Origin of the sequence: Protofrankia symbiont of Coriaria ruscifolia (assembly GCF_900634745.1) — a bacterium.
GTDB classification, from domain to species: Bacteria; Actinomycetota; Actinomycetes; order Frankiales; family Frankiaceae; genus Protofrankia; species Protofrankia californiensis.
Window position 1 is genome coordinate 1 of sequence record NZ_CAAAFR010000152.1, and the last position, 11495, is coordinate 11495.

The 11495-nt window shown below is 67.2% G+C and carries 11 protein-coding genes; 6 read left to right on the forward strand and 5 right to left on the reverse strand.

The features are described 5' to 3' along the window. Nucleotides 1-321 precede the first annotated feature (321 nt). The 3 genes from CV1CTNOD_RS16550 to CV1CTNOD_RS16560 are packed head-to-tail and all read left to right on the forward strand — an operon-like array spanning nt 322 to nt 5375. On the forward strand, nt 322-1326 hold the full coding sequence (locus CV1CTNOD_RS16550) for an AAA family ATPase (protein WP_131787006.1): 1005 nt from the start codon (nt 322-324) through the stop codon (nt 1324-1326). Between the two features lie 9 nt (nt 1327-1335). Next, nucleotides 1336-2928 carry a DUF58 domain-containing protein gene (locus CV1CTNOD_RS16555; RefSeq protein WP_207386496.1) on the forward strand — a complete coding sequence of 531 codons (1593 nt, stop codon included), beginning with the start codon at nt 1336-1338 and terminating at the stop codon, nt 2926-2928. Beyond that, on the forward strand, nt 2925-5375 hold the full coding sequence (locus tag CV1CTNOD_RS16560; RefSeq protein ID WP_131786957.1) for a transglutaminaseTgpA domain-containing protein: 2451 nt from the start codon (nt 2925-2927) through the stop codon (nt 5373-5375). Before CV1CTNOD_RS16555 ends, CV1CTNOD_RS16560 begins: the two co-directional genes overlap by 4 nt. A 117-nt stretch (nt 5376-5492) precedes the next feature. Here CV1CTNOD_RS16560 and CV1CTNOD_RS16565 read toward each other — a convergent pair whose 3' ends face one another. Beyond that, on the reverse strand, nt 5493-5888 hold the full coding sequence (locus CV1CTNOD_RS16565) for a DUF3040 domain-containing protein (protein ID WP_131786958.1): 396 nt from the start codon (nt 5886-5888) through the stop codon (nt 5493-5495). Between the two features lie 90 nt (nt 5889-5978). Here CV1CTNOD_RS16565 and CV1CTNOD_RS16570 point away from each other — a divergent pair, with 90 nt between their 5' ends. Next, on the forward strand, nt 5979-6176 hold the full coding sequence (locus CV1CTNOD_RS16570) for a hypothetical protein (RefSeq protein ID WP_131786959.1): 198 nt from the start codon (nt 5979-5981) through the stop codon (nt 6174-6176). A gap of 50 nt (nt 6177-6226) precedes the next feature. Here the strand turns inward: CV1CTNOD_RS16570 and CV1CTNOD_RS16575 are convergent, their stop codons facing one another. The 3 genes from CV1CTNOD_RS16575 to CV1CTNOD_RS16580 all read right to left on the reverse strand — a co-directional run bounded on the left by CV1CTNOD_RS16575 (nt 6227) and on the right by CV1CTNOD_RS16580 (nt 8526). Continuing rightward, entirely contained in the window at nt 6227-6991 is a 765-nt protein-coding gene (locus tag CV1CTNOD_RS16575) for a methyltransferase domain-containing protein (RefSeq protein ID WP_131786960.1), read from the reverse strand. Nucleotides 6992-7171: 180 nt separating this feature from the next. Further along, a complete protein-coding gene (locus CV1CTNOD_RS24845) occupies nt 7172-7315 on the reverse strand; it encodes a hypothetical protein (RefSeq protein WP_165485568.1) in 144 nt (47 codons plus the stop codon). A 731-nt stretch (nt 7316-8046) separates the two neighbouring features. Then, nucleotides 8047-8526 (reverse strand): SAV_6107 family HEPN domain-containing protein, encoded by a 480-nt coding sequence (locus CV1CTNOD_RS16580; RefSeq protein ID WP_131786961.1) that lies wholly within the window; start codon nt 8524-8526, stop codon nt 8047-8049. A 597-nt stretch (nt 8527-9123) separates the two neighbouring features. On the opposite strand from CV1CTNOD_RS16580, the gene CV1CTNOD_RS16585 reads away from it, so the two are divergent. After that, nucleotides 9124-9813 (forward strand): GNAT family N-acetyltransferase, encoded by a 690-nt coding sequence (locus CV1CTNOD_RS16585; RefSeq protein WP_131786962.1) that lies wholly within the window; start codon nt 9124-9126, stop codon nt 9811-9813. Between the two features lie 605 nt (nt 9814-10418). On the opposite strand, the gene CV1CTNOD_RS16590 is transcribed toward CV1CTNOD_RS16585, so the two are convergent. Then, nucleotides 10419-11006: a class I SAM-dependent methyltransferase gene (locus CV1CTNOD_RS16590; RefSeq protein ID WP_131786963.1), complete on the reverse strand. Its 588-nt coding sequence runs from the start codon at nt 11004-11006 to the stop codon at nt 10419-10421. Nucleotides 11007-11285: 279 nt separating this feature from the next. Between CV1CTNOD_RS16590 and CV1CTNOD_RS16595 the strand changes: the two genes are divergently transcribed. Beyond that, nucleotides 11286-11495 (forward strand): hypothetical protein (locus CV1CTNOD_RS16595; protein ID WP_131787007.1); only part of this gene is annotated, 210 nt, incomplete at its 3' end.

Consider the following 11495-nt stretch of genomic DNA (forward strand, 5'->3'; position numbering starts at 1 on the left):
GCGCGCCACTGTACCCCACTCCCCCCCACCTGTCCGACACTCCGGACACCCCCACGCCCACGTTCGGCGAGGTCCGGAGATCATGCATCCGGCATCAATGTGTCTTTTGGCCGAACATGCCAAAAACACCTCCGGTAACCGATGTGGCAGCTATCCTCGAACGTCGCTGCGAATGAGTACGCTTTCCGGACAGAGCGGGCAGATGATTCCAACCCATGAAGATCATCTCCTGCTTGGGTGTCACACTCGTGGGGGGTCCGCCGGGCCCACCTCGCCGATCTGGGGACGGAGGCCGACGTGACGGTGACGGAACCCGGCGTCATGCAGTGGCGCGAGTCCGGGACCGGCCTTCGCCACCTCGCGGATGTTGCGACGCGCATAACCCGCTCGGTCGAGAGCGTCATCGACGGCAAACCCGAAGTGATCAGGACGGCGCTGGTCGTTCTGCTCGCCGAGGGTCACCTACTCATCGAGGACGTGCCCGGAGTCGGCAAGACGATGCTTGCCAAGACACTCGGGCGTTCGATCGACGCCCGCGTCCGCCGCATCCAGTTCACACCCGATCTACTGCCCAGTGATGTCACCGGGGTGAGCGTCTACAAGCAGGACACCCACGACTTCGAGTTCCGCCCCGGACCGATCTTCTCCAATCTGGTCATAGCCGATGAGATCAACCGAGCCTCTCCAAAAGCACAGTCGGCACTCCTCGAATGTATGGAGGAACATCAGGTCACCATCGACGGTGTCACCTATCACCTGGAATCGCCGTTCATGGTCATCGCGACCCAGAACCCGATCGAGATGGAAGGCACCTATCCCCTGCCCGAGGCGCAACGGGATCGTTTCACCGCCCGGGTGTCGATGGGTTACCCATCGCCCGCGGCCGAGCTGACCATGCTTGACAGTCACGGGAACACCGAGCCCCTCGACGCGGTCGACCCGGTCACCGAGGCCGCCGAGATCATCAGGCTCATCTCCCTGGTCCGTTCGGTGCACGTGTCCGAAGAGGTACGCCACTACATCGTCGATCTCATAACGGCGACCCGCAGGCACCCCGAACTCGCCCTGGGTGCCTCCCCGCGTGCGACGCTGCACCTCATCAGGACCGCCCGCGCCCGAGCCGCCCTCGACGGCCGTGCCTTCGTCGTCCCCGACGACGTTCAGGCCATGGCCGAACCGGTCCTCACGCACCGGTTGCTGGTCAGACCGGAGATCGCGGCGTCGAGCGCGTCCGTCACCGAGGTCGCCTCCCGGATCATCGCAGAGATCATCATGCGAGTCCCCATCCCGCGTCCGGGGACACGTCCGCCACGCCGGGGCCGTTAGATTGCCGTGTTGGACTTCCTGGCGGCCTTGCGCGGCCTGACCATCCGCGGGCACTGTTTCGTGGCGACCGGGTTGGCCTGCTGCGCCCTGGCAGTCACGGTCGGCGAAAAGGATCTTCTTAGGGTCGGCCTGCTGCTGCTCGCCCTGCCGGTGTGCTCGACGGCATTCGTGTGCAGGACCCGCTACCGGCTCGCCTGCCACCGGCGCCTGGCACCTGTCCGCTCAACAGTGGGGGCAGCGGTGTCGGTCAGCATTCGGATCGACAACATGGGTCGGCGTTCCTCCTCGGTGCTGCTGGTGGATGACGACGTCCCCGCTCATCTCGGCTTCCGGGCACGCTTCGTGCTCGACCGGGTGGAGCCGGGGGGTGCCCGGTACCTCACCTACCAGCTTCGTCCCCAGCTGCGCGGCCGTTACCTGATCGGGCCGATGGCGATCCGGATCACGGATCCGTTCGGACTGTGCGAACTCACGCGAACGTTCCGCAGCCGCGACGAGCTGGTCGTCACCCCGCCGCTGGAAGCCCTGCTCGCGTTGCGTCCCGGCCGGCAGATCATGATCGGCAACCTCCGTGAGCGCACCAGGCCCACCCTGGGAACCGACGACTTCGTCACCCGCCCCTACCAGGCCGGGGACGACCTGCGGCGGATCCACTGGCGAACCAGTGCACGCGCCGGTGAGCTGATGGTGCGCCGGGAGGAAAGCTTCCGGCCGGCCAGCGCGACCGTGCTGCTCGACACCCGGTCCGACGCCTGGGTCGGCCATGGGCCGACCTCGTCGTTCGAGTGGGCGGTCAGCGCCACGGGCTCGATCGCGGCGCATCTGGCCGAGAGCGGCCAGCTGGTCAGTCTGATATGTGACGGCGGTGTGACGGCCACGCCGGCTGCGGGTCGGTCGCGCAACCCGACCCGCAGCACCACCGCGCTGCTGGACGCACTCGCTGTCGTGACCACCAGCGACGCTTCGTCGTTTCCCGGTGCATCGTTGCCGGGCGCGCCGGGAAACGGCGCCGCAGCCATTGCCCGAACCGACGGCAACGGGATGCTCGTGGCGGTCCTGGGATCCATCGAACCGGCAAGGGCGGGCATTCTCGCCATGGCGCGCCCACACGGCGCATTCGCGACAGCTCTGCTTGTCGACGTCGCGACCTGGGACGGGAATCGCTCCACGGCCAGGGAGGAGAGCCTGAACGCCTGCCGTGCGCTCTTCCAGCGTCACGGCTGGGTCGTGATCACCGCCGGATACGGCGACAAGCTCGCCGATCTGTGGCTGCAGACGTCCGGACGGGGCACGGCAGGCGGCGGTGGGGACAGTCGGGTCGGATACCGGGCCGACTCCACGGCAGCAGGCATGATCCACCACGATCTGCCAAATCAATCGAATTCACTGGATTCACTGGATTCATCGGATCGGCCTCCCGCCCAGCCCGGTGCCGCCGGCTCGGAAGCCGTCGGGCCAGATGCGCTCAAGCCACGCTCGGCAGCCTTCCCACCCGGGAACACCCAGACGCCGACCCGTGCTCGGTCGTCGACCGTGCGGGAACGCACCGGGGAGCCAACCGTGGAGGGGCAGACAGAGGCAGAAGCAGGGCTGCGGCGGTGACTCCTCGCCCGGCCCCCCGCCTGACCGCGACCCTTGGCGGCGCGCTCGCGTCGCTGCTGTGCACGTTCGCACTCGCACCGTTGTTCGACGGCCTGTGGTGGTTGCACCTGGCTCTCGTGGCCACAGCGGTGGCGGCGGGGACGGCCGTGCTGGGCCGGGCCCTGCGGCTGCCCGTCCCGGTCATCGTGCTACTGGACACACTCGGCCTGATCATCACAGCGACTGCATTGTGCGCGCAGGAAACCTCCCTTGCCGTCCTGGTGCCGACCGGTCAAACCGTGGACACCCTGCGTTCCCTGGTTGCCGCCGGCCGGGACGACGTGGCCCGGTTCGCGGCGCCGGTGCCGCAACGGCCAGGTCTTGCGCTACTCGTCGTGATCGGCGTCTACCTCGTCGTGATGATCGTCGATTTCCTGGTGGTGATCCGGCGCCCGGCGCTTGCGGGGCTCCCCCTGCTGGCGCTGTTCATGCTGCCGGCGGCGGTGCTGCCCCATGGTGTCGGGTCAGTCCGGTTCGTAGTCGGCGTATCGGGCTTCCTCCTGCTGCTGATAATGGACGGGCGCGAGACCGTCGAGCGCTGGGGAAAACCGATCACCGGCTCGTCCGGCTCGTCCTCGCCGCCGGGCAGACCGGGCGGCCAGGCCGTCGGGATCATCGTGTGCGCGATGGTGTGCGCGGTGGCCGTCCCGGCCGCGTTGCCCTCCCTGGAGGAGCTCGCACTTGTCGGGCACGGTCAGAGCAGCGGCAACGGCGAGGGCTCCGGCTCGACGGTCGTCATTCAACCGATCGTCTCGCTGTCACAGCAACTGCACTCCCCCCAGGTGACCCAGCTGTTGTCGGTGCGCACCACGTCACCGCAATACCTGCGGCTGACCGCACTCGAGCAATTCGACGGGCAACAGTTCACCCTGCGCGCGCTGCGCGCCGGGCGCGAGGCAAAAATCAGCAACGGCCTGCCCAGACCCGAAACCGGTACCCACAGCACCACCGTCGCCGCGACCATCAGCGCGTCGAACGAGCTGCAGACGTACTACCTCCCGCTGCCCGGACTCCCGAGCAGGATCACCGGTCTCGACGGCGACTGGCGGCTGGCCGCCGAGACCGGCACGGTGTTCAGCACACAAACCTCCACCGCCGGTGTGACCTATCGGGTCGAGGCTTCCGTCCCCGCCCCCGCACGGAGCGATCTTGCGGCCGCGTCGGTGACTGTCCCACCCGAGCTGAAGATTGACACCGAGCTGCCTGCCACCATCGACCCCCGGATCCCAGCCCTGGCACGCCAGCTCACGCGCACCGCCTCCAGCCCCTACCAGCAGGCCCTCGCCATTGAGAAGTACCTGAACAGCAGCACCTTCACCTACGACCTGGAGGGTGCTCCCACCACGCAGGCCGGGGCGCTGGCAGACTTCCTGCTCACGCGCAAGCGTGGCTACTGCGAGCAGTTCGCCTCCGCGATGGCCGTGCTGCTGCGGACACTGGGGATCCCGGCCCGGGTGGCGATCGGCTTCAACGAAGGCGATCGGCAGCCGGACGGAACCTATCTGATGACCAACAAGAACATGCATGCGTGGCCCGAGGTATGGTTCGCCTCAGCCGGCTGGATCCACTTCGAACCGACCCCGCCGGTGCATGCAGGCATCACCACTCCCGACTACGCACGGACCCAGGACCCGACCAGTCAGGTTGCTGCTTCCGCGACGACGGGCTCCACCGCACCGCCGTCCGCGCCCGCGGCCACCGTCCCGAGCACTGGCAGCGCCCCTGACAGCGGGCTGGACACGCAGGCGGACCAGCCCCTCATACAGGTACAACCCACCGGTGGTGGGCCGCTGCCGACAGTCCTCTGGTGGGTTCTCCTGGGGACATGCCTCCTTTCAATACTGGGTGTGCCGGCGCTGGTGCGGCTGGTGCGCCGCCGCCACCGTCTCGTGGCTGCCATGCGGGATACGCCCGATGACGACAACGGGGCCACGACGACCGACGCCCGCGCGCACGCCGCCTGGGCCGAACTGACCGATCTTTCTGCCGACCTCGGGATGCCGCTACGGCCGAACGAGTCCCCACGAGCCAGCGCGACGCGGCTGATCGCCCGCATCACGGCCAGCGCTCGGATTCCCGAGCGGATGATCCGCGAGGAGGAGGTCGAGGCGGCCCGGGCAGCCCTGATCCGGATCGCCGAGGCGGAGGAACTCGCCTGTTACGCACCACTGACACTGGTGCGATCCAGCGCATCGGACGAACGGATCGGGCGTGACCTACAGACAGTCACACAGATGTTGAAAAAGATAACGCCACGTACCAGCCGTGCTCGGGCCACAGTAGCCCCACGTTCTGTAGTCGCCGACCTGGGTGGCCTGAGGGGACTGGTTCGAACGGGGATCCATCCGGAGTCGGGGCGTCCAGCGGCACGCCGACGCGGCCGAAAAACTTACAGGGACAGGGTGTGATTACCTGCTTTCTCCCCGTATGGCGAACCCCTCCCGTACGGCGGACACCGCCCGGGAGGAAGCCCTGCCACCGACGACCTTCAGCGATCGGCCCTGCCTGCTGGTGATCGTCGTCGGCTAGTGATCGTCCCACCGGCGGCGCCACCGTTGCTCGATCCGCTCGGTGAACGAGGTACGGGTCCGACGATGCGGGGTCGACGGGTGACGACCACCGGCCTCAGCACCCCGACCACTGATCCGACGAAGATCAGCAGCACCTCGCGACGCCGCGAACAGCATCGTGGCAAAGCCGAGCACGCCAAGGACCACGATCAGCGGTGTCCGGTTGAGGACAACCCCGACAAGCAGGACGACCAGCCCCGCCACGAACAGGAGAAGGCTTCGGCGGACCCTGCGCAACAGGTAGGTACGGGGGTTCGTCGAGCGGACCGCACTCGCGAACTTCGGATCGTCCTCGACGAGGGCGCGCTCGATCTGATCCAGCAGGCGCTGCTCATTTTCCGAGAGCGGCATCGACGCTCCTCCCACGGCCGGCAGGTCCGGCAGACGGAACCTGACACCCAAGAATAGGCACGACCGGGCATGTGCGGTAGGCAACCAACCATGCCGAGACAGACCGATCGGTTCTTCCTGCTCTGCCTCCTCGCCGGAGGAGCAGGGGCCCATGCCATGCAGTGTGATCGGTCTCGCGCCCGTGGGGAGGTTCCCACCGTGGCTGCCTTCGCCTTCTTTGCCGCCGGACGTCGACCGCCTTCGTCGTTCGGCATCCCTCCCGTGCTCACCGCCGCCGCGTCCGCATGATCCCGTAGACGATCCCGACCGATCTCATCGGCCTCTCATCGGCTGTCACGTCATCGGCTGTCACGGCGGCGGGCCAGGACGTGCAGTTGGGCGGCAAGGTCCCGAAACGGCGCCTGGGAGGATGCGGCGATCTCCAGCTGCAGTAGCCTCTGTGCCGCGGATGGATCCGCGTCCACGGTGGCCGCGGGTACCAGATCGGCGAACACCCGCACCCCGTGGACTGCGATCACGTCGGCTCCGGCGTCACCCACCATGCGCACAAGCGTCCGGACATCGAAGCGGCGCGCCCGGTCGGAACTGGCGCAGCGTCCTCTGGGATCGGCCAGCGCATACTGTGCCTCGGCGAATCTGCCGGCGAGCGCGCGGGCGAGTACGACCGCGTCCCGGTTGGCGGCGACGACGCTGAGCAGCCCGCCCGGACGCAGGGCCGCCGCCGCCGTTGCCAACGCGGTGGCGGGTTCGTCCACCACCTCCAAAACGGTGTGGCACAACAGCACGTCCGAGGACGCCACTCCGACGATCTCCGGCAGGGCGGAAAGATCTCCCTGACGCGCCGTCACGAGGTGCCTGACCCCGCGCTCCGCTGCCCGGTAGTCCAGGGAGGCGAGCGAATCCGGGCTGGGATCGACCACGGTCACCCGGTGACCCCGCTCGGCAAGCGGCACCGCGAACCCGCCGCTCCCACCGCCCGCGTCCACCACGCCGAGCGTGGCGCCCTCCTGTGGCGCCATGGTGGCAAGAGCATCCAACAGTCCGTGCCAGACCACGGCCTGGCGCAGATCCCCCCACGTCACTGGACGACTTTCGACGGCCATGCCGTACCTCCCCTTGGCGGCCCGCAGACCTGAGCCCCTTGGTGGCCGGGGGCCTGGGCCTCCCGGGCCATGCCCGCTGGGGAGCTCTCGAACCTCGCGGCAGGGTAGTCGGTGCTGGGGTGGCCGCGGCCACCCCAGCGTCATCGTCCTTCACACATCACGTACAACATCACGTATCTCTCACGCTGGCAGCCGGAAACCGATGGCGATGCCGGCCACGAGACCACCCAGGGACAAACCGAGCAGTTGCAGCACCCAGCCAGGTGGACGCCGCCGGCCTCGCAGCACAGCCCCCCGCAACTGCTCGGGTGCGTCCGGCAGCACCGTCCCGTCAGCGATCCGGGGACTTTGGCCTCCGGTGGAGCGAAAAAACCATGATTGCTCCGCCTTTGGCTCTTTAGGCGTCGACCGCACAGCATTCCTACCAATGATCGAATTCATCCGAAAACCCACCGCCAGTAATCAAGATGCCCACTAGTGGTCACCGATAGTGAGCGTTCGATCTACGATACGCAAAACGATCTATGTGGGGCCTCCGGAACGACCCGTGGTCAGGATCCTCCGGCCCACAGCACCCGGACGGCGTCGCCAGCGCCGTCACCACCCACACCGTCACGTCACATCGGCACGGCTCCCCGCTCGCTCCCCTCCCGACAAACATGATCCGGCGAGGGCAGACACGGACCATGACAGGGACATCCACCCGGAAGCGCGGGACCTCGGTGCCGCCTGCCACGAGCGGACATACGGTCACCGCAGCCATCACGGTCACCCTCTCTTCCAAGGAATTGACGACAATCTGACGGACAGCGTCGACGCGGCCGTGCCACCGCACTCATCGCTCGCGCAACGATCTCCTTCTCGCCACACGGCCCCTCATCGTCAACCGCCCGGCCTCACACCACCGACCGACATGCCTGAGGTCCCACGAACAATGACACCCGGGTAGAAAGATTGAAGATTTCAACATGACCGGTAAACCCTGCCTACATCAGCGGTATTGGGTGGCGTTCAGAGGCGAGAGACGAGTCGGTCACCTCGGTCACCAATAGCAATTAATCGTTTGAAAACGGGGTGGACCCGGTAACTGTGGCCACCAGCACCGGCTGGGACGGGAGGCCCAACGTTGTTTCCACCACCGCGAGAAACGTCTCCGCCTGGCGGACCAGGTCGTCGGCGTCTCGGGTACCGACCACGGACAGACCAGCCTCGGCTGCCGTCCTCTTAGCCGCACCGGCTGCGAAGAACTGCGACCACTCCCCCAGTTCAGGTGCCACCGTCGCCAGCAGCTGCCAGACGCTGACGGGCCGACCACGGTGACCGTGACGGGGCCGGGCCCGGTCGACAAGGACGGCAGCGGCGGCACGCAGCGCTGCCAGGTGCGCCAGGGCGTACCGCTGCCCAGGAGTCTGGGCGAAGCTCGCTTCGTCAAGGCCGTGGTGCGCGGCCATGAGCAGCTCGTCACGGGAACGATGGGGCAGCCCCGCGAAGGGGACCGAGATTCGAGGCTGTCGATCTACAGTCTGCCGACTCATGACCGCTCCCTCCAACATGACGACATCCTCCAGTAAGTCGAACATACGTTCGAACATTGGAGCGAGTAAACCTCACCCGGATCGAACCGTCAACATCGCCGAGGACAACGACTGGACGGCAGACGCGTCGGTGACTATCCGTCGACCCGGTGCCGTCACCGCCGGGTACGGCGCAAACGGTCGGTCCGGCTGCGGCGAGCATCCGAGCACGACCGGCCGGCCGGCAGACAAGCGGCAGACAAGCGGCAGATAGGCGGCAGTCAGGCGGCAGTCAGGCGGCTTCCGGCAAGCGGCGCGACCACAGCCGCGGCCACAGGGGCCTTGCTCGAAGCCGGGGCCCACGCTGCGGGGTGGAGATCGGCAAGGTGGCGCTCGGGGTTGCAGGAACATCTCGGGTTGCAGGGAACATTCGGCGGCCGAAACGAGGCCACCACACTGCACAAGATTCGCCTACGGGCCCTCGTCCGGACCGAGTGGGGCGCAACACTCCGAGCACCCGTTATTGTCAAGCACCTTGGATGATATAGGGGACTGACACAGCCCAGGCGTGGCCGGTAATCGACGCGGGTAGACAGGCCACCCGGGCAGGCAAGCTGCATGGGGCAGGAACGAAAGCGCGAGGAGGCAGGCTTGGTGGAGAACATCAGGCTGGTCCGCTGGACGCCCGCGCGGATGCGTGCCCGGCTGACCGAGGTCATCGCCGTCTACAAGGCCGCCTTTCTGGACTTCCACGAACCCGACCCGGCGCGGGCGGCGATCGAACGGACCATGCACGCCCGCCGGCACGCCGAACGGCGGGATCTGCGCGCGGTGGCTGCTCTCCTTCCCGATGACCGCCTGGTCGGCTTCACCTACGCCCTGCCAGGGCTGAAGGGACAGTGGTGGCACGACGTCGTCAGTGACGCGCTGGGGCCCGACGACGCCGGGACCTGGCTCGGCGACTGCCTGGAAATCGTCGAGTTCCATGTCCTGCCGGAGTTCCAGGGCAAGGGGCTGGGACGCAGGCTGCTGCGGGAGCTGCTGCGGGAGGCACCGGAACGGACAGCGGCACTGTCCGCCTTGGAGCTACCCGACAGCAGAGCCCGGCGACTGTACGCCAGCGAGGGCTTCATTCCATTACTGTCGAATTTTCGATTTCCGGGAAGCTGGATCGAGTACGCGGTGTTGGGTAAGCGCCTCACTCCCACTGAACCAGCCCAGGATCAGCCCCAGCCCGCGTCCCCGCAGGCCGAGCAGCAGCCCGCCCACGATGCCGGAGACAACTGCCGGCAGGCCCGCGCCGTGTGAACTCCGCCCCGGTGAAGCCGCACGGCCGAGTCGGGCGCCTGCTGCCTCGCGCTTACCGTACACACCGCCGTGAACGCCCACCTGATTATGGCGCTGCTGCCTGCAGCGGCCAGCGGGACGATCGCTCCGGCCGGCGCTACCCGCGGAACACCCTACCCGGCGCTACGAACAGCGCCATCCGGCCATATGACGTCGACGGGGACACCACGCGATCTTGCATAATCGACGACGGAGCCCGTCCCGCCCTTGTTCGCCGGTGACATGCCGTTCCAGACGGCGAACAACCGATCACACGACGAAACCAAGGTTTCATTTGTCGCCTCGTATGCCTTCCGATTTACTTCGGCACAATTACGACGATCAAGAGTACACGCATATGCGCCGACCAGGACCGCGTCACCCGGCGTACAAGAGGTGACTACCCCGACCTCACCACTCCGCTGCGAGACCGCATAGAGCTGATTCTGACGAAAGATGACCGAACTCATAGGTGGAAACCACTGCCATAACGACGGAATCCACCTACAGACGCGGAAACCGTAGGTAGAAACCGCTGCGATACCAGCGGTTTTCACCTACAGCTTGAGGCCGCCAAATCCGCGGCTTCAGTGGTGGGAGCGATCGGCTGTGACCACTGCGAGGTCGCGGTCCCGCCAGACGGTTCTGGCTTTGAAACCGGCCTGCTGAAGCCATTCGAGCTGGTCGGGTAACCGGCTGGGCTTGTCGTGGACGTCGTGGACAGGCGTGACGGCGTCCCGCGGGTCGTCGGGCACGATCACGTCAGCGAGCACGAACCGGCCGCCTGGACGGAGGAGGGCCGCGATCCGGCCAAACAGGTCCGCCTTTCCCAGCGCATCCAGGTGATGCACGGCCAGGGCAGAGATCACCAGATCGAACGGGCCGTCCGGCAGAGGGTCCTCCAGTCTGCCGACGAGAAGGTCCGCGCGTGGCAGATGGGGCTGGGCGCAGTCGAGCATCGCTGGACTCTCGTCGAGCGCCACCACAGCGGCCGTTGGATGGACGGCGAGCACGCGCCGGCTGGTCTCGCCCGTGCCCACCCCGAGATCGAGCATGCGCGCCACCCGCATGCCGGCCGTCGCCGCCGCCACCTCGTTCTGGAGCTGGTCGTAGGCGGGCACCTCGGCCGAGACCATGGCCAGGTAGGTCTGCGGGTCGAAGTGAAACTGCTCCACCGTCTCCTCCTACGGCACGCGGGCGGGTGAAGTGAGCGCCGGGCAGGGCCGGATCGTCGTCAGCTTCACCGGCACCGGACGCCCCACGGGCGGTTCGTGGGAACATAACCCTTATGTAGGTCCGACCACGCTTTGCGATAGCTTGCTCGGTCGGCACCGGGGCGGTCACCGGACCATCGCGCCTGCTGCGTATCGTTCCGTCGTCTGAGATGACGACCGACACTACCGACGACCGTCAGCCTTTCGAGGGCCGCCACGGGGCGGCCGCAGGAGACACCGGTGACCAAGCATGCGCCACTGGTCGTGGAGACACTCGACGACCTGAACCCGACAGCGGTCTTCAACGCCAAGCGTGACCAAGTGGTGGTTGCGGTACGTATCACGCCCGTGTTCGGCACTCTGGACCTCGACCTGGTAGCGGCCGTGGTGGACGAGGCGAACCGGGCGGGCTTCGCGCTCGTGCGCGAGCAGCCCTTCCGGGACGAATGG

Excerpts from the sequence above, each read along its gene's own strand:
- CV1CTNOD_RS16570 (WP_131786959.1), top strand. The coding sequence starts at position 5,979 with ATGCCGAGACAGACCGATCGGTTCTTCCTGCTCTGCCTCCTCGCCGGA.
- CV1CTNOD_RS16575 (WP_131786960.1), bottom strand. The coding sequence starts at position 6,991 with ATGGCCGTCGAAAGTCGTCCAGTGACGTGGGGGGATCTGCGCCAGGCC.
- CV1CTNOD_RS16550 (WP_131787006.1), top strand. The coding sequence starts at position 322 with ATGCAGTGGCGCGAGTCCGGGACCGGCCTTCGCCACCTCGCGGATGTT.
- CV1CTNOD_RS16585 (WP_131786962.1), top strand. The coding sequence starts at position 9,124 with ATGGGGCAGGAACGAAAGCGCGAGGAGGCAGGCTTGGTGGAGAACATC.
- CV1CTNOD_RS16580 (WP_131786961.1), bottom strand. The coding sequence starts at position 8,526 with ATGAGTCGGCAGACTGTAGATCGACAGCCTCGAATCTCGGTCCCCTTC.
- CV1CTNOD_RS16565 (WP_131786958.1), bottom strand. The coding sequence starts at position 5,888 with ATGCCGCTCTCGGAAAATGAGCAGCGCCTGCTGGATCAGATCGAGCGC.